Raw genomic sequence first — 22,306 nt, forward strand, 5'->3', positions numbered from 1 at the left:
TACTGCGCCGGGAAATGGCGGACAAAACTTTTTAAAGTCTAGTTCGCTTTTGTCTTCGCAGTCCCCACCAGAGCAGCGCCCCCAAACCAATTGCCAAAGCAAACAGAGCGGCAGTCCATAGGTATCGCTCCTCCCCCATCGCAGGTGGCTCCAACTTGGAGTGGGCCAGATTGAGATCCGCCCGCAGATTTTGAAACGCGGCAATAACTTCTGTAGAACTGGCACCACCAATCAAGTCACCCCGCAATTGCTGCCATTGGACCTGAAGCTGCTCCACCAGTACCTTGTCACGAATCAGCAGCTCCTGTCGTAACGGCCTATACCCATCACGATAAGCCAGCATTAACTTACCGTATGCCGCTGTTATATCTCCTCCTCGATAGTCCGTCTCCGCCAGCTGCAGCAAGCCAATTGCGCTGATAAGAGGGGGGATCAGAGTGCGTACAAGGTGGGGGTTTCCGCGCCACCACATCAATGCTTGTTGCAGAGTTGGCTCAAGTTCCGCCGGTTTAGTGGTCGCCATTCCCGGGAGTCCCAGTAAGCCGGGGTAACGGGTCGCCAAGTCGGAAGAGGGTGGTAACTGATTCGCCACTGGAAAAGCAGCGACAGTCACCGCTAATGCCCAGCGCTGTAGGCCGGTCAGATCTCCATCAATGTCGACTGTGTGAATAGAGTCAGTTTCTGGGTCCAGGGTGTTATAAAGATCATAAAGACTGAACCCCGCCATTCTCTCAAGATCATTGAGGGCTGGGCCTTCATTACTACCCTCACCGTCGACACCGTGGCAGACGGCACACCGCTGCTGATAAACAGGCATCATAAAACCCGGCGAGGGCAAAGAGTAACTGGGTGACCGCTGCAGCTGATACAAAGCAGCAAGGCGATCGGCGATTGCATTGGCTCGACGGCGCACCTCTGCGCTGGAATCCTTATCCTCAATCGCCTTACGCAAGTCCGAGAGGCTTTTCTGCAAACCCTGCCGACCAGGCCGATCGGGGAGTTGAGTGACCAGACGCAGTACTTCTTCTACCTGTTGCTTCTGTAGTTCATACAGAGGAGTGTCCAGTCGCTGCCCGTTCTCTACAGCGTCGCCGTAGTCTACCGCTATATAGGAGAGAAGATTGCTGGCCTGAGCGGCCACAGTATTGCTGCTTGACGTGTTCTGGGCTGAAACAGGTGCGATTAAGCCAGCTAGGAGGGTAAACAGTAAAATCCATTTGAATCCCATTAGTGGCTTCCGGATCGGGCAAGGTTGATCGATGTTAGGAGCCTCTCGACAGATTGCGGGGCACCTTTCTTAGGGTAGAAATAAAAAACCCCGCTCGAGGCGGGGTTTCTTCAATCGGAAAGCTTAGCCGCGATCCGCTCGCTCTTTGGCAATCAGGTAATCCGCCACTTGCAGCATCAGCTCCTGGCCATTGCTCTTACCTTTATATCCCGGGAAAGAGGAACTGATACGGTATTTACCCGCAACAACTACTTCCGGGGTACCGGTCATTTTGTAAGCGCGCTGATTGGCCATACCTTGCTTCACTTTGCTGTTGATAGCGAAGGAATTCATCAGCTTCGCAGCTTTGGCACCATCTTCACCATGTTTGTTAAACAGTGCCTCAATAGCTTTCAAATCGGGCTTCCAGTTGCGACCTTCACGGATAGCCAGCATCTGACGCTGATTGTAGATAGTGTTAAAAATTGGAGTATGCATCTTCTCCAGAACGCCCATCGCATCAGCAACGTAGAAAAGGCGTGCATGAACATCCATCACCGGCTGCCAGATAGCTGGCAACTTCAGCAGTGCCACATCGCTGGGCATCTTTTCTTTCCAGCGCTTTAAGGTCGGTTCGAAGTTGTAGCAGTGGGCACAGCCATACCAGAACATCTCAGTCACTTCGATCTTGTCGGTGCTTTTTTGCGGCACCGCCTGTGGCAATACCTCGTAATGCTGGCCCGCTTTAAACTCGCCACTCTCCTGGGCGCAGGCAACGAGACTGAACATTACAGCCAAAACCATCGTGATTGGGGCGAGAACTGCTCTCATAAGTCATCTCCAACTTTTATTTAGTGGTGCGAACGCCGTTAGCCGGCGGGCTGTCGAGCCACTGAGGACACAATAGACAACGCAGATTATTTAAGTTCCCAGACCCTCACGCAAGGAAACACTGCAAAAACTGCCCAGTATGCCCAGGTAATGAGGTCTTTTGATTAGGCGACAGACACAAAAAAGGCCGGTCTCAGACCGGCCTCAGTGTACTCAAACCCTGTGACTATTAGTCAGTCAGGCCTGCAATATAGTTGGCCAGCGCCTTGATCTCTGCATCGGAGAGTTGCTTGGCCACGGTGCGCATAGTGCGAACTTCACCGTCATTGTTGCGAGTACCCGCACGGAATGCTTTCAGCTGGGCTTCGATGTACTCTGGATACTGACCACCCAAACGAGGGTAACCGGCCGGCGCATTGCCCAGTCCAGCAGGTGAGTGGCACCCCATACAGGCGGGAACACCAGTCTCCATATTGCCACCGCGGTAGATTTTACGTCCAAGCATCAGGCCGTCGACGTTCTCACCGTTGTTTAGCATCACGGAAATAGCCTCAGATCCGGTCAGCTGCATTGGCTGCGAGGCAAAGTAAGCGGCGATATCCTGCAGGTCCTGATCGTTGAAGTTGTCCAACTGACCGATCATTTGCGGCACATCGCGGGCCTTTTTACCGTCAGGTGTACCTTTAATATCTTTAAGCTGCTTATACAGATATTTTTCGCCAAGTCCGGCAATCTTTGGAAAAGCCGGAGCAATACTGTTACCGTCTGCACCGTGGCAGGCTGCACATTGAGCGGCTTTTGCCTTGCCCGCAGCAGCGTCGCCCGCAGCCAGCGCCAAGGGCACGGCGCCCAAGCCGAAAACTAAACCGAGTGCCAGTGCAGTGTTCTTGATAATGCTGTTCATACGTCGTCCCGTTGCGCGCTGAGAGATGGCGTTTCGCACCGCCCCCGATAGTCCTGCGACGCGAAAACGGCGGCATTATATACTTGCGCGCCAAGCGAGTGTACCGAATAAACAGACTTATACGATGTCAAATACAGAATTTAAAGCCCAACCACCAAAACTGAACTACCGTTCCATACAATTTCTCACCAGTGCCCCCACCCTGACTGAGTGTCCGGAAGACTTTGGTGCCGAGGTGGCCTTTGCCGGTCGCTCCAATGCGGGCAAGTCCAGTGCTATCAATGCGCTCACGGAAAACAACAAGTTGGCGCGTACCTCTAAAACACCGGGACGCACCCAGTTGATCAACTTCTTTCGCCTCTCCGACCAGCAGCGCCTGGTGGATCTGCCCGGCTATGGCTTTGCCAAGGTCGCCCGCAGTATGAAAGATGAGTGGCAGCGCCATCTGGCCACCTACCTTGAGAAGCGAGAGTGCCTGCGTGGACTCGTGTTACTAATGGACATTCGCCAGCCCCTCAAGGAGTTCGATCTGCATATGCTCACCTGGGCAGTAGAGGCCGAGCTCCCAGTGCACATCCTGCTAACCAAGGCCGACAAGTTGAAGAACGGTCCAGCCAACAATACCCGCTTTGCCGTAGAGAAGACCCTCAAGGAACAGGGACTTAATCACGGGGTCACTCTGCAGATCTTCTCATCGACCAAAAAAACAGGCCTGGATAAACTCGAGCGCAAGCTCAATGAGTGGCTGGAAATCCCAGAGGAAGCCGCCCCCACTGAAGATTAAACGGGCTGGGAGCCTGGGGGCAGCGCCCCCCGAGCAACACAAGCACTTCAATTTTTCTCACACCAGGAGGAAATTCCTAAAAGTGAACTCCGGGCACACCAGTTGCCGCTGCTTTGCGCTTCTGTTCGGGGATCAGGGAGCGAAGCAGTACCCGGTGCAGCCGTCGGCGTGCCCCCGGAGTTAAACAATGCAATTCCTCTGCATGTAAGTACCTCTGCGCGAGAAGAGCGGCAAGGGTTTCTTCGTGTATGGCAATTGTCAGCAGACGGGAATTGCCATCAGCACTCATCTTTTCACACTCCTCAGTGCAAGCTGTTTCCGCCATTGATACAGGCGGATAATCTTGCTGTGGAGAAATTGCGTACCTGATGCTGTGTCTCGCCGGGGTAGAGTGAGCTGATACAATCCGCCGCAACCCTTTGCTTATGGCTGTCGCCCAACTCACGGGCGAGCACTGAGCTGGCACCGGCAAGTATGTAGTTTCGAAGCTTTTCATCGCCCAATTCCCGGTAAGCAGCCATTAACCAGATAGCGCTTTCACTAAAACGCGTTGCCGAAATAGCATAAGTTGGCCACTGCCTCTCCAAAAGAAAGCTGGCCAGATCGAAGGCACATCCCAAGTAGGGTATTGCTTCGGCGTCATTGGACTCTTCAAGCAAAAGCTTGCCGCGCTCAATCCAATCGAGCCATGCCTTTTCCGCACGATCCGTGTCAGCAGTCAACCATTGGCGATGGTTGGCACATAAGTAACGTAAATTCACCGACAACCCCCCATATTTGATTTAGACCAAAGATAATGCGAACCATTATCATTTGCAAGTGCATTTGCGGGTAGCTTTTGCTTTTGTCGTGAATTTTTTGGTGGAGTCATTTGCTTAAATAAAAAAAGCCGGCAGATGGGGGCTGCCGGCTAGGGGACAGTGCCCTTGGGGTGGGGCACTTGTCAGACGCACCCAGGGGGACGGGTACGCCTGAGGGTTCTTTTCAATCCAAAACCTCTTTGCCTAGTTCGATAGTAGGCTGGGCTTGCAAGCTTCCCAAGCACATGTTTGCACCTTCTAAAATTGCCAAGCTTAGACCCCAGAAAGCAATTACTCCGAAATTAGGATCCAATCGATATAACCGGGGGCCTGCAATCAATTCTGTGATATCGCCGAGAATCTTGAAGGTTGCCGATCTGAAGAGCTGCTTAGCGTAGAATTCAAACTGCTGCACAATTTGCAGAGTTATACAGAGACTTCCAAAGCCCCCCTTCTCGAATGGGAAAGAAAAATTACACAGGTACAAAAAATAAATTTGTGAAGGACATAAAAAAACCCCGGAGTTGGGGACCATCCGGGGTAGAAAAAGCTAAACGCTTTGGGGTTAGGGAGCAACAATGAACTGATTACTTGGATAGGCTCTCAAGCCCGATGGTTCCCGCCCCTTTGGTAAATAAGTGTAAACAAAATACGTGTTTTGGCGCCTCATACGTTCTTCTATGTAAAGGCGGTCGATTTTTATCAAATTGTTAGCTCAGCCACTGGCCCATTGCTGTGCAGGCGGCGAATACAATCTGCTATCAGTGGCGCGCAATCTATCCATTCGCAATTCCCTTGTAACTGTGACTGAGGCAATGAATTAGTCACTATAATTGATTCCACCGGCAGTCGCGCCATCGTCACATGAGCATCCTCGCTGAATTGGCCATGAGTACAAAACACTAGGATGCGTAACGCCCCCGCTTTTGTCGCAGCTTTTACTGCTCCCGCAACTGTAGCGCCAGTAGCAAGTAAATCATCAATAATAATGACTGTGGCGCCTTTAACTTCCCCAATCAATGTTCCACCGCTGATCAAAGTGCCACTGCGATGCTTCTCTACAAGCGCACTTGCCACTGAAACTCCAAATGCATCTCTCAACGCTAAACGAAATTTTTCCGCACGTTTGATGCCTCCCTCATCTGGCGACAGAACAACCAGGGGGTCCAAGTTTCCAGATAGGCGAACTCGGGCAGCTTCGATCCATAGAGGGCGAGAAACTAGATGGACAGTTCGGCACCGAAAGGCATTCTCGAAAGCCGCAAGGGAGTGAACATCCATAGACACCACCACATCAACCCCTGCAGCTTCCAGGAAGCTGGCCATATAACGACTGGGTAACGGGTCACGCAATCGGGTTCGCCGCTCCTTTCTCCCATAACAGAGATAGGGAAAGATTGCAGTCACCCTTGCAGCACCAGCATCCCTTAGTGCCCCGATAAAGAAAAGACAGCGCATAAGCTTTTGGTCAACGCAACTACTGGCATCGGTGTAAAGGGATTGGACCAGAAAAACATCCGCCCCTTCCACATCGTCCAGTGACCTAACTTTATGTTCCCCATCATCAAACTGGCACTCTTCATGGTGAGAAACCGGCTCACCCAGACTTGCCGCGACACGTCCAGCGAAATCTGCTCCAACATCAAGACTGAATAATTTAATACGCCCCATAAGCTCACCACCCTGCCTGGCGCCTCTCGCTCGCTAAGCGCCTTGCCCACGTTTTAATAGAATTATGGACGGTGGAAGTTAGGATCTGGAGTACCACAAGTGTTGTGGCTTATCGACAACGAGGGAGGAAGAGTCTTTGCCCATCAGGGCTAGCTCTAGGCAAAAAATAAAGGGGTTCAAAATATTGTGTTAGTTTTTGAGCTGAGATATCGTCAAATTCCAAAATGCAATTAAAGGGAAGTAAATTATGCAAGCAGAAACTGATACCAAGGCTGGCCCATCTATCATTGACACCTATCCTTACCCCCCTACACCAGAGCATTAGGGTTGGCTATCTCTCTCTAGCTAACCTATTCAGATCTATAAATGCTGCTTTTGGCTCAGGCCCCTTCAACTTTTGCAGGGGCTCCACTCCACAGAAGCTGGCAATCGATATAAGGCAATAAAATTGCAACGAAGTGAGACTCCAGTTATGCCGGGGTCGTTAAGGCTACTGATATCGCCGCAGATCCAGGCCAGACGAATCGAGTTACTTCCTACATTTTGACAAAAGTGGCCGGTAAGCTCTGACTTACCGATAGAAGAGAAGTTAGACCGGGAGAGAACAGATAAAAAAATGCCCCGGACTTGGGGGAGTACCGGGGCAAACATCTGACTTCCTTGGGGGATGATGACGCATTCCAACAATCTTGCCTGTTTAGAGGGGCTGTCGCCGGAACAGTTCCACGGAATCTCAAAAAGCTTGTAAAAACGCCTAACAAAACACAAAAGTTGGCACTTTATTCATCCGTACCAATAAGAGCGCGCCAAAATGTTCCGAGCAGCACGCCCTATCCCCAATTCTTAGGTGGCTTCTTCAGTCAAATTAGTGTGCCTGATCCCAATCTCGGCCCTGCCCCAGATCCACAATCAGGGGAACGTGCAGTTCTGCCGCACCCTGCATCAATTCAACAATGCCAGCGGCCACAATTTCGACCTCATCCTTGGGTACTTCAAGAACCAATTCATCGTGTACTTGCATAATCATCCGGGTAGCCAGCTTCTTCTCTCTGAGCCAGTTATCCACAGCGATCATGGCCCGCTTGATAATGTCGGCGGCAGTGCCCTGCATTGGCGCATTAATTGCGGTCCGTTCTGCTGCTTGGCGCTGCATACCGTTGCGTGAGTTAATTTCCGGCAGATAGAGGCGGCGTCCAAACAGGGTTTCCACATAGCCCTTTTCTGCGGCCTGTGCGCGGGTATCTTCCATATAGCGCAATACACCTGGGTAGCGCTCAAAGTAACGGTCGATATAAGTTTGGGCGTCGCCCCGGGGGATATCCAACTGCTTGGCCAGGCCAAAAGCCGACATGCCGTAAATCAAACCAAAGTTGATCGCTTTGGCCCGCCGGCGCTGCTCATCAGTCACCTCATCCTGAGCCACTTCAAAGACTTCTGCCGCCGTCGCGCGGTGAATATCTGCGCCTTGAGCAAATGCATCCACCAACCCTTGGTCCCCAGACAGGTGGGCCATAATACGCAGCTCAATTTGGGAGTAGTCCGCAGCGATGATTTCACTGCCACCATTGATTCTTGGGTCAACGGTGAAGGCCCGACGAATACGGCGCCCCTCCTCTGTACGAATAGGAATGTTCTGCAAGTTGGGGTCACTGGAGGACAGGCGCCCCGTAGCCGCAACCGCCTGGTGATAGGAAGTATGTACACGACCGCTACCCGGGTCGATCATCTTTGGCAGTTTATCTGTGTAGGTATTCTTCAGTTTGGCCAGGCCGCGATACTGCATTATCAGTGCGGGCAGTTCGTGGTTGTGGGCCAATTCTTGCAATACCGCCTCAGCGGTAGAGGGGGCACCTTTGGGGGTCTTCTTGATCACTGGAATCTGCAGCTTCTCAAACAGGATCGCTCCCAGCTGCTTGGTAGAGCCCAGGTTGAACTCCTCGCCAGCTAATTCGTAAGCCTGCTGTTCCAGTTCTCGCATTCGCTGCTCAAGTTCAGCACTCTGCTCCGCCAACATCTTGGCATCGATATAGGCACCGTTACGCTCTACACGCGCGAGAACCGGTAGTAGAGGCATCTCAATCTCATCGAGCACTTTTACCAAGCTTGGCTCGCGCTCCAAACGCGTGCTCAGTTCATCGTGGAGACGCAGGGTGATATCTGCATCTTCAGCCGCATAGGGGCCCGCTTTGTCCAATTCAATTTGGTTAAACGTCAGTTGCTTGGCGCCTTTGCCGGCAATATCCTCGAAGTGAACCGTGTTCTCCCCCAGGTACTTGAGTGCGAGACTATCCATATCGTGGCGGCTGCCAGTGCTGTCCAGAACATAGGACTCCAACATGGTATCCCGTGCGATGCCGCGCAATTCAATATCGTAGTTGGCCAGGATATGACTGTCGTACTTCAGGTTCTGCCCCACCTTCTTCTGCTGCGGATCTTCCAGCAGGGGTTTGAGTTTGGCCAGTACTTCGTCAAACGGCAGTTGCTCTGGTGCACCCATATAGTCGTGGGCCAGGGGAACATAGGCTGCACGATAGGGCTCCACCGCGAAGGACACCCCCACTAATTTTGCCTGCATATAATTGAGGCTGGTGGTTTCCGTGTCGAAGGCAAAGATGTCTGAACTCTTCAGTTGTTCCAGCCAGGCATCGAACTCCGACATTTCTGTGACGATGACGTAATCGCGCTCAACGGCTTCCGCCATGGCTTCTTCAGCCTCTTCACTGGTTAGCTCTTCTAACCAGCCGCGAAATTCATTCTGCGTGAATAGCTCAACCAGTGCCTCTGTATTGGGCTCTGAATTGTGCAGTTCCTGGGGGTGATAAGGCATCTCCACATCGGTTTTGATAGTAGCGAGCTTATAGGAGAGTTCTGCCGCCTCGCGATGCTCCGCCATCTTTTTACCGAGGGTTTTTGAGCCACGGAATCCCAGCGGTGCAATGGCATCCAGGTCGGAATAAATGGTCTCCAAGCCTCCCAGATTCTGTAACAGTGCAAGAGCGGTTTTCTCGCCCACACCTGGAACTCCGGGGATATTGTCGGATTTATCTCCCATAAGGGCGAGAAAATCGATAATCAGTTCTGGACCTACGCCAAATTTCTTAGTCACGCCCTCGCTGTCCATTTCGGTATTGGACATGGTGTTAACCAAGGTAACGCCCGGACGCACCAGCTGCGCCATGTCTTTATCGCCGGTGGAGATTATGACTTGCTGCCCCTGACTCTGGGCCTCCAGCGCCAAAGTGCCGATTACATCATCAGCTTCAACACCATCGACCACCAAGCGCGGCAATCCCATAGCGTCGATGATGTCGTGAATGGGCTGAATCTGCTCGCGCAGGTCATCCGGCATAGGAGGGCGGTGGGATTTGTACTCGGCAAACATCTCATCGCGAAACGTCTTGCCCTTGGCATCAAAAACAACCACTACAGGACTGCCTGGATGCTCCTTGAGGTGGCGGCGCAGCATACTGATCACACCGCGCACCGCACCAGTAGGCTTACCCTGGCTGGTGGTCAATGGCGGCAACGCGTGAAAAGCGCGATAAAGGTAGGAGGAACCATCCACCAAAATCAACGGGGCGGCTGAGGTGTTTTGTTTGCTCATAGACGATGAATTCTTGCTTGCTTAGTTTGGCGTTCAGGACGCGCGGCAGGCCGATAGGATAACGCCCTTCGCTCTGTTTTTCCGCTTACTGATTCTTTCCCGCCAGACACCGTAGGCAACCTCTGCACAAAAGCCCACTCGACTTACCCCGCCGATTAAAACTATCGGCGCATCGATCTCACCAAATCCCCAGGCTTGGCTAGTCTTGCCGGTAGCGACCTTATGCGTTCGCTACTCCCCGGAAATCAAATTGTCACAGGCTGTCCACCGGCAGTCAGGGATCTTTTATTTCCAAAAAACTGTGCCACCCGATGTTGAAGGAAGGATTCTAAAGATGAGAGGAGTGATGCGTGCCACCCTGTTGTTTGCCGCAAGTGTATTTGCCATTTCGGCAAATGCCGGCTCGGATTGCAGTGCAGAGCATACCGCTGAAGTCAAAACGGCTGATGAAACACATTCACAGCCGTCAGGAGTAGAAGAGCACGAGCTGATACTCAGGCAGGCTATCCGTGAAAGAGAAAATGACTTGCTAGAAAGGCAAAAGCAACAGTTGGAAAAACTGCAGCAACAGGCGGAAAGAGACGCTGCTCGGGCAGAGAAACTGCAGCAGATAACCAATCGTTCCTAAGAGCTACCACACAAGATCCCGCCCCTCCTTGAGCCGGCGGGATACTTGGTACCTTTAAGGGCCTCTGATTGAACCTACTTCTGGTCGGGAACTTGGCTTAAACAAGTACGGGCCTGGGTCAACAGGGATTCTATCAAGTCCCTATAGTCAGCATTTTCACTCAACTGATCTCCCAACAGGTCCAAAGCGGCGTAACGCAATCCCAAATTGTCAGCCAGTTGTTGATCGCGGTCATTAGCCGGCATTTCACCAAAGAGACAGCCATCGCCAATCTGGGACAAATTCAGCATCGCCTTGGCACCATAGCCTCCGCCACTGCCATCCCCCAGGGCAAAGGTCTCCACTCCTGCGGAACCAAAAAAGTGGCCATAGGCATCGTGGGTAACAACGATGGGAACTTCGCGATACCCATACAAAGCCCGGTCGAGTGCTTTCTGCAAGTTGGCCATCGCACTGGAAAACTGCCGTGCACGCCCCATAAACAACTCCGCCTGCTGTGGCTGTAATTGCGCCAGGCGCTCAGCGATCTGCGCCGCAGCTATTGCCGCATTGCGGGGGCGCAACCAGAGGTGGGGATCGGTAGCACTGGCTCCCTCATATTCAAGGGTCTCGATATCCAGCAGCTGCATTTGCCGGCCTGCTGGTAACAGCGCTGCCTGTTTTGCCAATACCCCCTCCATTTGTGGCCCTAACCACACCAAAAGTAGAGCGCGTTCAAGTGCAGCTCGATCGGAAACGGTGGGGGCATAGTGGTGGGGATCGGCTCCCTCAACTAGAACCCGAACCGGAATATCCTCACCGGTAATTTCTTGGGCAATCAGGGCTAATGGACGTACGCTGACCACTAGCTCTCCACCACTGTCGGATTCCGGTTTGCTACAGGCCTGGAGAAAGAGCCCGATTAGAAGCACCGTGGAGATTGTAAAAAGACGTTTGAAGGGATACATCAGTGACATTAGGCGGCGAAAAATTGCGATATAATCACAACCAGCGCCAAGCTGCCAGCCTGGTTATCCATATCCGGCACATAAGGTATGGAGGCAAACATCCTAAAGACTTCCCTGCGGAGATTGAATTCTGAATCCACCCCAGCCGCTTATCACAGCTGACAATATCGCCCTTCAGGTGGGCGGCAGGCAGTTACTTAAAGATATTACAGTCGAATTGTCCCAGGGGGAGATTGTCACTTTAATTGGCCCCAATGGAGCCGGCAAAACCACTCTCCTTCGCCTTCTATTGGGGCTCAGCAAGCCGAGCCAGGGCCGCGTATGGCGAAAAGCAGGGTTGCGTATCGGCTACATGCCGCAACGGCTTCACATCGATAGCTCAATGCCCATGTCAGTTGAACGCTTCTTACAGCTTGGCCAACCGGCGATGAAGCCCGAACAAGCACAGTCGGCATTGGAGAGAGTGGGCGCAGGGCAGCTTTTAGGCTCCTCTCTGGCAAATCTATCCGGTGGAGAAATGCAGCGGGTCTTACTCGCCCGTGCCGCATCACGCAAACCTCAGCTGCTGGTCCTGGATGAACCCACTCAGGGAGTAGATGTCGGTGGTCAAAGTGAGTTGTACCAGTTAATTGCCACTCTGCGCGACGAGCTCGGCTGCGGTGTGTTACTGGTTTCCCATGACCTTCACTTGGTTATGGCCGCCACCGACCGGGTCCTTTGTTTGAACCAGCATATCTGCTGTCACGGACACCCGGAGCAAGTAAGCCGCCACCCTGCCTATCTGGAATTATTTGGGGACAAGGTCGCCCCCTATACCCACCAGCATAACCACCAACATAAATTAAGTGGAGATATTGCGCCCGCAAGCAGCTGCAATCATCAACACACAAATACAAAAAACAAAGAGCAAAAATAAGTGGTCGATTTCGGCGAATTACTGCACAGCCAATTTCTCTGGTACGCCCTCGCCGCAGGTCTTATGGTCGCTGTTGTCAGCGGCCCTTTAGGCTGCTTCGCTGTGTGGCGACGCATGGCCTATTTCGGCGACACCCTGGCTCACTCAGCCCTTCTCGGAGTGACGCTGGGTTTTGTACTTCAAATTATGCCAACGGTGGCTGTCGGTATTACTTGCTGTGTACTGGCACTGCTGCTGATGTATTTACAACAACGCCAAAAACTCGCTGTAGACACCTTGCTAGGCATATTGTCCCATTCAATGCTGGCACTGGGGATTGTCACCGTTAGTTTCTTCAAGATTAAGGTGGATCTCTTATCCCTGTTGCTGGGAGATCTACTCGCCGTTAGTGGTCAGGATTTGGTATTGATGGCTATCGCCGCAGCCACAATCTTGGGGCTGCTCTACTTCCTGTGGGAACAATTATTGGCTTTTACCCTGCACGAGGAGTTGGCTTCGGTAGAAGGTATCCCTATCGAGCGGTTGCGGATAGCCCTAATGCTGATGCTGGCAATACTGATCGCCATTGCAATGAAAGTTGTGGGGGTTCTGCTAATTACCGCCCTGCTGATTATTCCTGCAGCTACCGCGAGAAAACTGTCCCCCACACCAGAGCGTATGGCGGTGCTGGCCTCATTACTGGGATGCTTAGCGGTAGTACTGGGCCTTCTAGCCTCTATCCTATGGAATACGCCGGCGGGTCCGTCCATTGTTCTGGCCGCAGCACTGTTCTTCCTCACTTCACAACTGCGAAACAGTTAAAGCCCCTGCGGGCGAACCTCATCCTAATTTCTTATTTGATATCGCCATTTGTCGCAAATTGGCGTGCAAATCTACTTTTCAATGAGATATTTGTCACCATTTGTCGCAATAAGCTGATGGTTAGCCGCTAGCCAATTGTGTCAGTTTTCCGTCGTTGCTAGTGTTGCCCGACGACCAGCCTCTTTAGGACGGTCACCAATAATGACAAAAAAAATGGACGCACAACGATATGGAAAAATTCTCTCTTCGTCGCAAGGTATTAACTACAGCCATAGTGGCGGCAACCGCTGCCACTAGCCCGCAAACACTTTTTGCCGCCGAGGATCAGGCGATGGAAGAAGTAGCGGTTGTAGGCTCTCGCATTAGTCGCAACGCTGAATTTGAAACAGCGACACCAATCCAGGTAATGGATCGCGACGCAATCGAAAGATCCGGCTACACCAACCTGCAGCAACTTTTTGAGAAAAACCCAGCCGCCGGTAATGGTACCTTCTCAACCCGAGGCAACAATCAGGACTCTACGGCCAACGGAGCTGCCGCAGTGAGCCTCCGCGGCATGGGCGCCGATGCCACTTTAGTACTGGTGAATGGCAAAAGAGTAGCTATCAGTGCATTTGCCGAGAGCATCACCACCAACTTTGTGGACATCAATAGTGTGCCTTTAGCGGCAATTGAACGGGTAGAAGTCCTAAAAGATGGCGCCTCAGCAATCTATGGTTCCGATGCCGTCGCTGGTGTGGTCAATCTGGTATTACGCAAAGACTTTGAAGGCACTGAGGTATCTGTCGATTACGGTGGTGCCGATGGTTACGACGAGCAATCCATGTCTGCCGTCTGGGGCATCAATGGGGATGACTCAAACCTGACTGTTATTTTCGACCACCATAAAAATAGCCGCCTATCCAGTACCGAGCGCAGTGGCCTGGACACTGCTAACCAGTCCAGCCGCGGTGGAATGGATTTCCGTTCATCTAGGGGCTACCCCGGAAGCTTTAGTGTCAATGGTACTATTGTTCCCGATCCAGACTGCCCAGATGAACGCGATACGGGAGAAGTCTGTGTCTATGATTACGGCCCCTGGACCCTGCTCACTCCAGAATCTGAGCGCACAGGCCTATTAATGCTGGGCCATACCCAGTTAACCGAGAGCGTAGAATTCTTTAGCGAGATCGCTGTTCAGCACAATACCTCCGTAGCCCAAGGTGCACCCACCCCACTGGACGGCGATGCAGGTCTCTATGTATTGGCTGACCACCCCAATAACCCATTCGGAGAAGATGTAGATATCTACCGCTATCGCACTGTAGATGCCGGCGCCCGCCAGTGGGATATCGAAACCGACAACCTACGCGGTGTCTTCGGCCTACGCGGCTCTATAGCCGACTGGGACTGGGAAGCTTCCGTACAGCGCTCCCGCAGCGAATCCACGCAGACCGGAGATCGCTCCCAGGGCTGGGTGCGTACGGACCTCCTACAAGAACAGATTGATGCCGGTAATTACAATCCCTTTGGAGGGGTTCAGAACCCGGATTCTGTGATCGATGCCATTACTACCAGCTTGGTGCGCCAAGGCAAGTCTGAACTGACCAGCTATGACTTATCAGTCAATGGGGATTTATTTGACACTTCCAGTGGCACCATTGCCATGGCTGCGGGTTTGGAGTACCGGGAGGAGAAGGCTTCCGATATTCCTGACGACCAGTTCCAGCGTGGCCTGATCTTCGGTACTGAGTCAGTATCCGCCAGTGCAAGCCGGGATATTTCCTCAGCTTATGTCGAAGTTGCCATTCCTCTTCCCGCCAGGTTCGACCTGACTGTAGCTGCTCGCTACGATGACTACAGCGACTTTGGCAGCACCACCAACCCAATGGCGAACTTGCTGTGGACGGCAACCGACCAGCTGTCTCTGCGCGCCTCCTGGGGCACGGGCTTCCGTGCACCATCACTGGCTCAGGTAGGCCTCGGCCCATCCCAAGAATCACTATTCTTTGTGGATACTTACGGCTGTGAAGTTAATGATGCTTACTGCGCAAGCACAGATTACACCATTATTTTCTCCGGTAACCCGGATCTAGATGCTGAGGAGTCTGAATCCTTCAACATCGGCGCTGTGTACGAGCCCATAGAAGATCTGCAACTCTCTATCGATTACTGGAATATCACCCAGGAAGGCAAGATTGATGAAGTACCCTTTGGCTATATCTACAGCCTTTACTGCTGGGATCAAGACAGCACCGTCTGCCGTCGCGATACACCGCTAGAAGGCGAAACCCTAGGCGCCCTGCAGTCTATCGATAGCAGCTTCACCAATATCGGCGAACAGGATGTATCAGGTGTAGACCTTAGTATCGTCTACAGTGGATTCGAGTTAGTAGGTGGTGAGCTTGGTCTGCGGCTGGATTACTCCTACCTGGCTGAATTTGAGCGTGTTGAACTGAACTCCAGCGGAGATGCATTTATAACCCGCGACCTGGCTGGCGAGTACGAGTATCCACAACACCGATGGAACGCTACCGCTGACTGGACCTTTGACACCTTCGGATTTAGCGCCGGGCTCAGCTACATTGGTGAATTTGAGGATACCCCGGACATCAATTTCGACGGGACTCTCGACTATGACACCAATAATTCCCGCACTGTAGACTCCTTCCTGACCATGAATATGCAGGCCCGTTATACCGGCTTCGAGAGTATGGTTTTGAGCCTCGGCGCGGATAACGTGTTTGATGAAGAGCCACCTTTCGCAATCGGTGATGGTAATGCGGACCTATATGGTTACGTGCAGTCACAGCATGATCCCCGTGGCCGCTTTATCTACGGCAAGATGACTTACAGTTTCTAGTATTTGTTATTAACCAAAAACAGAAAGGGAGACCTTTAGCCTCCCTTTCTGTTTCGCATTTATTAAGGTACTTGACCTATAATTACTTTTCCACTCCATTCCTTCTAGATTTATTTGCTGCGACCTCAAATGAAATGCGTTGTTTAGCCATCTCTTCTCCAGCCTTTCGAAACTCGCGAATTCCCAGCAAAATACCAACCAATTCAAAAAGCGAAACTGCCACTCCAATAAATAATAGGTAGATTTCTGGCACGTCTAATTCCTGCGGGCTAGCAAAGCTGTCACTTTGAAATAGATACCCAACGTCAGAATAGTGGGAACCCAAAGTGCGGTAAAAATGCCCTGCTCCTTATAGCCGTTAAACCACAAGCCGGCTGACAGTGCCAGAGAGACTAAAACCGCCACCAAGATAAAGAAATCTGATACTTTTAACACGCACCACATCCTCTAATCTTCATCAAATTTCCAGAAACCAAGCGCTGCCATTAGCAAGCCGAAGATAGTTATACCTGCAGGAATCCGCAATCCCAGTACACCAAAAACATCCAACATAGAGGGAATAAAAGTAATAAACCCCAAAATACCCCACAGAAAGAATACACTGGAAATCAGTATTCCAGTCCAACCCACTATCAATCGTAACTTTTTGGATCGAAAATAATCGGCCAAAATTAAAGACTTCGCTAATAGTATAAGAACGGGCTTCATCGGCTCGAACACTAATAACAGAATAGTGCAGTCTAGCTAAGTTCGAAGATTAGGTGCCTAACCTTTATGGCGCTTGGCATAAGCTTCATTAGCTTGCCAAACTCTGACTAAATTTCCACCCAGAATTTTTTTAATATCTCGCTTGCTATATCCACGTTTTAGTAGTCCTTCAACCAAGTGTGGGTACTCTGAGACGTCTTTTAAACCGATTGGCAGACTATCTCCGACGCCATCAAAATCTGAACCGATGCCAATATGGTCAACTCCTACCAGGTTTCGGATATGATCGAAATGATTAAGAACATCATCTAATTTCGCAAAGATAAACTTCTCACGGGAAAGCTTGTCAGTGTATTCCTCCACTTCCTTACCATCTTTGGACAAGCCTTTTTCCTTAGCAAAAATATCAACCAACTCACTTATTTCACGGTATGAATTCAGTGATTCTTTACTGATAAATGTGGAGCCAAAGTTAATCATGATAATGCCACCGTTATCGGCTAATGCTTTTATCATTTCATCATTCATATTTCGTTCAAATCCCGGCGTAAAATGCCTTGCCGAAGAGTGTGAAGCGATAATAGGAACAGCAGATAAATCAATAACTTGCCAAAAAGCCGCATCCGACACATGGGAAATATCGATCATTACTCCCATCCGATTCATCTCTCGTACCAAGCGCTTTCCAAAAGCACTCAAACCTTCCCAAGGCCTGTTTTTATCATACGAGGAATCAGAGATATGATTGCTCTTTGAGTGGGCTAAGGTAATGTACCTCACCCCTCTATCAGAGAAGTACTTTAAGTTGGTAAGATCCCCCTCAATAGGAGCCCCGTTCTCTATACCCAAGGGTAAAGAAATTAAGCCGGCATTGACTTGCTTTTGTAGATCATTTATTGACTTAGGTATTGCAAATTTATCCGGGTGCTGTTTGACCATTGCCTCTACTTTATCAATCAAAGTATCTGCATAAGATTTGGCAATACCCTCATCCTCCTTTTCTGCTGGAACATAAATAGACATAAAAGGGGCATTTAGTCCACCTGCTTTAGCTCGAGGGTAATCAAAGTCTCCCTTATCCGTACTAATCCCAACATCTTCTTCAGCTTGTTCGAGACGATAGGGAACATCCACATGTCCATCAACAATCAAATACTCTTGAACCAGTTCTTGAGCTAGATCTTTACCTTCACCTGCAAATACAGGGTTGCAAGTTAGTGCACATAATGTTCCAACTAAAAAATAATTTTTCAAATGACAATCTCCCTATTTGTATGAATATATCTGCAAAATTCACGATAGATGATGTTCATCTAGAGCCACATTTCTTAAGTACATTAATTTGATTCGTTAATCCACAAAGATTAAATCGTTGTCTTTCTTATAGCTGCAGATTGGCTGAATCTTAGGGGTAACATTAAAACAATGACCAAAATTAGATGATGTATAGCTTAGCCGGGTAACGGGTAAGGTAGCAAAAGCATATGCAAAAGATTTACCCCCCAATGCGCCATTACGCATATCCAAAAATTCTGTCGCAATGTCCAAATCAATGCATAACAGATTGAAGCGACTATCAATAATAGCACTGCGGAGATATCTGTTGACCACCCTCCATGTAGAAGCACAAATACCGTAGCTACAACTGGTACGGACAACCAGCGCCAGCGCCCTAGTAGCTCTTCGCTACCCCGCTGTAATATCCACCGGAAGAAGCCCTCCTCAGAAATGCAAACAATTACTAAGTTAATCATTGCTGCAACGGCGATAGTGCCAGTAAATTTTATCGAAGGTGTATACAGGAGTAGACCTAATGCAATGGGAGTAAATATAGCCAATAAAAGATAGGGTAAGTCCGTAAAACGGAAGGTCTGCTTCATGCGCAACATAAAAGCCAATAAAGCAATAGAAATAATTGCTTTACCGCTGTTTATACTGGCATAGATAAGATTACCACTTGTATCTGTATAGGGCGCTAATACTTGGACACGTTCACTGCCGGGAAGCAAATTTAATCCCGATATAAGCATTAAAAGAGCTACAGAAAGAAAAGACAGCGCTCTTGACCAACCGCTAGTAGACTCAATTGCCCGCAGAAAAATCCAGATTACGGGGGCTATCAGCCCACTCCAGCCGAAAGGAATGAAACAAAGTGATAGCAAGATAGGTGCAGCCCAAGGACTCACCATACCAGATGGTGTCTGATCTCTTCTTCTCCTTAAAGCAGCAACTTCATTTTGCATCGATTGGCCCAGAATTAATATCTTATTTGATAACAATAGCTCATACGATTCCTTCACTATCCATTAAAGGTCGCTCGTATTGAACGATAGGTCAACTTCATTTTTGCAGGATCTAAAGGTGCCTTAAAAAAAGCGTGATAATGCCCTCTAGGATTAATTAATACAACTTGAGACCCATGATCGATAGTATAACCGCCCTCAGCAAGAGAAACTTTATTAAAAGGTACATTTAGCTGAGTGGCAAATTTCTTCAGCTTAAAAAAATCACCGGTAATACCACGAAATTCAGAATTAAAATACCGGACATATTGCCCCAACTGCTCCGGCTTGTCCCTACTTGGGTCAACCGAGACGAGTACTACGTCTGTAGATGCTCTGGTACTTTCGTCTAAAGTTTTATAAAAATTATTAAGTGTAGATAGAGTTGTTGGACAGATATCTGGACAGTGGGTAAACCCAAAAAATACCAGAGTCCACTTACCTTGAAAGTCTTTGGTATAGAAATCTCTACTGTCATCAGACAATAATTGTATATCTTCTATGATTCTTGGTCTCTGCAGTTTTACAGTGCCATTAATTCTAAGCTCCTCATCAGTGATAATACGAGGCTGTCCGAGCTTATGTATGAATCCTGCAAGCACAGCAAGAATCAATACTAAAAGAACAATAACGGTAATTCTAATTCCACGTTTCTGTTTATCGATGGCAGAATATTGATTTTCCACTTTTCCCTCACACTTCAATTAAATAATGATCTAATAGCATGATAAAAAATAGTGCCATTAAATAAATTATCGAATATTTGAAAGTCTCCATACCAGCATTGGGGTTTTTTCCAATGAGCATTACAAAGCTCCAATAAACAAAACCAAACCCAAGTACGACAGCACCCAGCAAATATAACCACCCAAACATCGCGGTAGCAAAGGGCAATAGGCTAACGGCCAGTAAAATAAAGGTATACAAAACTATATTTAGGTTTGTATAGGGTATTCCATGCGTAACCGGTAACATAGGAATATCAGCTTTTGCATACTCTTCTTTTCTATGTACGGCAAGGGCCCAAAAATGTGGAGGAGTCCAAGCAAAAATAATCAATACTAACAACAATGCATGCCCATGCACTTCCCCAGTAACCGCAGTCCATCCCAGTAAGGGCGGAGCGGCTCCTGCAAGCCCACCTATAACAATGTTTTGTGGTGTGGCGCGTTTCAGGAACATGGTGTAAATCACCGCATATCCGAGAAGAGATATTAAGGTTAGCCAAGCGGTAAGGGAATTTACAAAAACCAATAGGATAAACATCCCCGTCACGCCCAAGCTAAGAGCAAAAGCAATAGCTTTAGTTGGCTCAACCCGTCCTTTCGCAATCGGGCGATTGCTAGTACGAGCCATTTTTGTATCAATATGACGATCAACTAAATGATTTACTGCCGCAGCACTACCCGCACAAAATGCAATTCCCAAATTACCAAATACTAAAATATCTAGCGGCACCATTCCTGGAACAGCTAAAAACATTCCAATAACAGAAGTTAACAGCATAAGCATAACTACTCGAGGCTTAGTAAGCTCATAGTAGTCCCGCCATTGAATTTGATGTATTCCCGTGGAGTTTATGGCCATATTCGCACCTATTTTTATATTTATATACGCTTAGTATCTAATTAAGATTGGATACGGTAGTTAAACCTTCTCCCCGCTCTATTACTTCCACATCGACTACCTCTTGTTTATTTATAATGACGGCATTCATTGTGTATATTCGATAACAAAAAGTTAGCAAACTAAGAAGTAGAAGAGCTGCACCAGCATTGTGTGCCACAGCAATCCCTAATGGTAGAGACATAACAACATTTGCTATTCCCAAGCTGACTTGAAGAAGTAGTACCCCGGTAAGCCATAATGACCAACCTCTCAATCCATATCTCCAAGCTAAAACTGAAAGAATAAGTACAATTGCTGTTGTAATCAGTGCTCCAATACGATGGGCAAGATGTATGGCCGTACGTGCATCATTCTCTAATGCACCACCTAAATAATTTGGGCCAATTTGTTGAAAAATATTAAAACCTTCTACAAAGTTTGCCTGTGGCCACCATTGGTTATGACAAGTTGGAAAATCTGGACAGGCTAAAGCTGCGTAATTAGAGCTGGTCCAACCGCCAAGTCCAATCTGCAGAATTACTATTGCAACTGCAGTCAGAGCAAGTAGCCGTAATCGCCTTATTCCCGGTAAATACCTCCCATGTAATTGTCTAGGTTTATCAGCCAACCTTTCACAGAGAATCCACAACATAGATAATGTTGCCATTCCACCTAATAGATGAGCAGTTACTACCTGCGGCCAAAGCTTCAAGGTTACCGTCCACATCCCAAAAGCAGCTTGCAGTATAATAATAATTAAAAGAATATGTGTTTGCTTAAAGGTTGGAGCTTGCCGATCTCTCCAAGCAAGATAAGTGAGTAATACAACGAATAAAAGTAAAGTTCCTGCAAAGTATCGATGAACCATTTCCGGCCAAGTTTTACTAACATCTACCGGAGAGTCCGGAAAAATCATATTGGCCGTTTTAATTTCTTTTATATCGTTCGGCCAGGTGAGATGACCATAACATCCAGGCCAGTCTGGACAGCCCAAACCAGCATCCACCAGTCTAGTAAATGCACCTAGAACAACAACTACGACAGCTAGTATACAGGCCGCCCAGGTAATGATATGTCGCCAATTCTTAGGGGTTTCTTGTTTAGACACTACTGAAAATCTCCGAATACTAATCTTATTGCTCGTAGGAGTACTTCAATAATCTTTTTATATCTTTAAGTAATTGGTTTCCGCTATGCTGCCGATCATAGGCCATCATTGCATAACCCTCCTGATCAACCAGCAATGCCTTGGTTGAAGTCACACCGTCATGATCAGTTTTCTGTACCAACTGCTTAAAGTTTTCATCATCCAAATTCACTATTTTTAGTTTCGGATGCTCAGTTTGTATTTGTTCTTGTCGTTTTTCATCCAAACTATCACCAACCACGAGTAGCCTCTCAACCCTATGAGCTTTTTCCCCCAGCCGAATATGAACCTGCCTACTTATATACAAAAGATCTTCACAATCTTTGCCACAATCACTGTCACTTAATATTAGATAGCGCCATTTTGATTCACCCTCTTGTGCCAGGGACTGCTGCTGTCCTTGAAAGGTGATTTTGATTTCAGTGATATCAAATGGAGGCTGCAATAATTCACCTTGATTAATCGTCTCTTTAGGCATGCCTAAGCCTGTATAATAAACAATATAGGCAGCCGTAATTGGAAGTACGACGGATGCTAGCACTGAGAGTCCCTGAATGAGTTTATTCGCTGGCTTCCTTTTACTCAGATCTCTTTCAGGTGAAACTGGCTGACTTTTTGGTTTCATT

22 protein-coding genes are annotated in these 22,306 nt (G+C 48.9%); 5 read left to right on the forward strand and 17 right to left on the reverse strand.

The features are described 5' to 3' along the window. Nucleotides 1-31 precede the first annotated feature (31 nt). From ACJJIW_RS05970 to ACJJIW_RS05980, 3 genes are all read right to left on the reverse strand, one after another. Nucleotides 32-1,228, reverse strand: a complete 1,197-nt coding sequence (locus ACJJIW_RS05970) for a c-type cytochrome (protein ID WP_444936905.1) — start codon at nucleotides 1,226-1,228, stop codon at nucleotides 32-34. A 123-nt stretch (nucleotides 1,229-1,351) separates the two neighbouring features. Next, on the reverse strand, nucleotides 1,352-2,038 hold the full coding sequence (locus ACJJIW_RS05975; RefSeq protein WP_282930501.1) for a thiol:disulfide interchange protein DsbA/DsbL: 687 nt from the start codon (nucleotides 2,036-2,038) through the stop codon (nucleotides 1,352-1,354). Nucleotides 2,039-2,267: 229 nt separating this feature from the next. Further along, entirely contained in the window at nucleotides 2,268-2,942 is a 675-nt protein-coding gene (locus ACJJIW_RS05980) for a c-type cytochrome (RefSeq protein WP_282930502.1), read from the reverse strand. A 124-nt stretch (nucleotides 2,943-3,066) separates the two neighbouring features. Here ACJJIW_RS05980 and yihA point away from each other — a divergent pair, with 124 nt between their 5' ends. Then, nucleotides 3,067-3,726 (forward strand): ribosome biogenesis GTP-binding protein YihA/YsxC, encoded by a 660-nt coding sequence (gene yihA, locus ACJJIW_RS05985; protein ID WP_282930503.1) that lies wholly within the window; start codon nucleotides 3,067-3,069, stop codon nucleotides 3,724-3,726. Nucleotides 3,727-3,802: 76 nt separating this feature from the next. Here yihA and ACJJIW_RS05990 read toward each other — a convergent pair whose 3' ends face one another. From ACJJIW_RS05990 to polA, 4 genes are all read right to left on the reverse strand, one after another. Continuing rightward, entirely contained in the window at nucleotides 3,803-4,015 is a 213-nt protein-coding gene (locus ACJJIW_RS05990) for a hypothetical protein (protein WP_282930504.1), read from the reverse strand. Nucleotides 4,016-4,028: 13 nt separating this feature from the next. Beyond that, a complete protein-coding gene (locus tag ACJJIW_RS05995) occupies nucleotides 4,029-4,487 on the reverse strand; it encodes a hypothetical protein (protein WP_282930505.1) in 459 nt (152 codons plus the stop codon). Between the two features lie 741 nt (nucleotides 4,488-5,228). Next, complete coding sequence (locus tag ACJJIW_RS06000; RefSeq protein ID WP_444936906.1) at nucleotides 5,229-6,197, reverse strand: ribose-phosphate diphosphokinase; 969 nt, start codon at nucleotides 6,195-6,197, stop codon at nucleotides 5,229-5,231. An 865-nt stretch (nucleotides 6,198-7,062) separates the two neighbouring features. Beyond that, the gene (gene polA, locus ACJJIW_RS06005) at nucleotides 7,063-9,801 is read right to left on the reverse strand and encodes a DNA polymerase I (RefSeq protein ID WP_282930507.1); all 2,739 of its coding nucleotides are present in this window, start codon (nucleotides 9,799-9,801) and stop codon (nucleotides 7,063-7,065) included. 334 nt (nucleotides 9,802-10,135) lie between these two features. On the opposite strand from polA, the gene ACJJIW_RS06010 reads away from it, so the two are divergent. Next, a complete protein-coding gene (locus ACJJIW_RS06010) occupies nucleotides 10,136-10,429 on the forward strand; it encodes a hypothetical protein (protein ID WP_282930508.1) in 294 nt (97 codons plus the stop codon). A 74-nt stretch (nucleotides 10,430-10,503) separates the two neighbouring features. Here ACJJIW_RS06010 and ACJJIW_RS06015 read toward each other — a convergent pair whose 3' ends face one another. Further along, nucleotides 10,504-11,274, reverse strand: coding sequence for a metal ABC transporter solute-binding protein, Zn/Mn family (locus ACJJIW_RS06015; protein WP_282930509.1), 771 nt, complete (start codon nucleotides 11,272-11,274; stop codon nucleotides 10,504-10,506). Between the two features lie 232 nt (nucleotides 11,275-11,506). Between ACJJIW_RS06015 and znuC the strand changes: the two genes are divergently transcribed. The 3 genes from znuC (at nucleotide 11,507) to ACJJIW_RS06030 (ending at nucleotide 15,935) form a co-directional block, all read left to right on the forward strand. Further along, a complete protein-coding gene (gene znuC, locus ACJJIW_RS06020) occupies nucleotides 11,507-12,292 on the forward strand; it encodes a zinc ABC transporter ATP-binding protein ZnuC (protein WP_282934611.1) in 786 nt (261 codons plus the stop codon). Then, the gene (locus ACJJIW_RS06025; protein WP_282930510.1) at nucleotides 12,293-13,093 is read left to right on the forward strand and encodes an iron chelate uptake ABC transporter family permease subunit; all 801 of its coding nucleotides are present in this window, start codon (nucleotides 12,293-12,295) and stop codon (nucleotides 13,091-13,093) included. Nucleotides 13,094-13,322: 229 nt separating this feature from the next. Next, nucleotides 13,323-15,935 (forward strand): TonB-dependent receptor, encoded by a 2,613-nt coding sequence (locus ACJJIW_RS06030; RefSeq protein ID WP_444936907.1) that lies wholly within the window; start codon nucleotides 13,323-13,325, stop codon nucleotides 15,933-15,935. Between the two features lie 82 nt (nucleotides 15,936-16,017). Here the strand turns inward: ACJJIW_RS06030 and ACJJIW_RS06035 are convergent, their stop codons facing one another. The 9 genes from ACJJIW_RS06035 to ACJJIW_RS06075 form a co-directional block, all read right to left on the reverse strand. Further along, on the reverse strand, nucleotides 16,018-16,188 hold the full coding sequence (locus ACJJIW_RS06035; protein ID WP_282930512.1) for a hypothetical protein: 171 nt from the start codon (nucleotides 16,186-16,188) through the stop codon (nucleotides 16,018-16,020). A gap of 2 nt (nucleotides 16,189-16,190) precedes the next feature. Then, nucleotides 16,191-16,370, reverse strand: a complete 180-nt coding sequence (locus tag ACJJIW_RS06040) for a hypothetical protein (RefSeq protein WP_282930513.1) — start codon at nucleotides 16,368-16,370, stop codon at nucleotides 16,191-16,193. Between the two features lie 12 nt (nucleotides 16,371-16,382). Then, nucleotides 16,383-16,643, reverse strand: a complete 261-nt coding sequence (locus ACJJIW_RS06045) for a hypothetical protein (RefSeq protein ID WP_444936908.1) — start codon at nucleotides 16,641-16,643, stop codon at nucleotides 16,383-16,385. Between the two features lie 57 nt (nucleotides 16,644-16,700). Next, nucleotides 16,701-17,897, reverse strand: a complete 1,197-nt coding sequence (locus ACJJIW_RS06050; protein WP_444936909.1) for a dipeptidase — start codon at nucleotides 17,895-17,897, stop codon at nucleotides 16,701-16,703. Between the two features lie 197 nt (nucleotides 17,898-18,094). Continuing rightward, nucleotides 18,095-18,886 (reverse strand): CPBP family intramembrane glutamic endopeptidase, encoded by a 792-nt coding sequence (locus ACJJIW_RS06055; RefSeq protein WP_282930516.1) that lies wholly within the window; start codon nucleotides 18,884-18,886, stop codon nucleotides 18,095-18,097. A 56-nt stretch (nucleotides 18,887-18,942) separates the two neighbouring features. Next, nucleotides 18,943-19,611 (reverse strand): SCO family protein, encoded by a 669-nt coding sequence (locus tag ACJJIW_RS06060; RefSeq protein WP_413663917.1) that lies wholly within the window; start codon nucleotides 19,609-19,611, stop codon nucleotides 18,943-18,945. 7 nt (nucleotides 19,612-19,618) lie between these two features. After that, nucleotides 19,619-20,512 (reverse strand): heme o synthase, encoded by an 894-nt coding sequence (gene cyoE / locus ACJJIW_RS06065; RefSeq protein WP_444936910.1) that lies wholly within the window; start codon nucleotides 20,510-20,512, stop codon nucleotides 19,619-19,621. A 37-nt stretch (nucleotides 20,513-20,549) separates the two neighbouring features. Beyond that, nucleotides 20,550-21,641 carry a COX15/CtaA family protein gene (locus tag ACJJIW_RS06070; RefSeq protein WP_444936911.1) on the reverse strand — a complete coding sequence of 364 codons (1,092 nt, stop codon included), beginning with the start codon at nucleotides 21,639-21,641 and terminating at the stop codon, nucleotides 20,550-20,552. 25 nt (nucleotides 21,642-21,666) lie between these two features. Continuing rightward, nucleotides 21,667-22,305 (reverse strand): redox-active disulfide-containing membrane protein, encoded by a 639-nt coding sequence (locus ACJJIW_RS06075; RefSeq protein ID WP_444936912.1) that lies wholly within the window; start codon nucleotides 22,303-22,305, stop codon nucleotides 21,667-21,669. Nucleotide 22,306 lies beyond the last annotated feature (1 nt).

This window comes from Microbulbifer maximicatervae (SeqCode) (assembly GCF_052467815.1).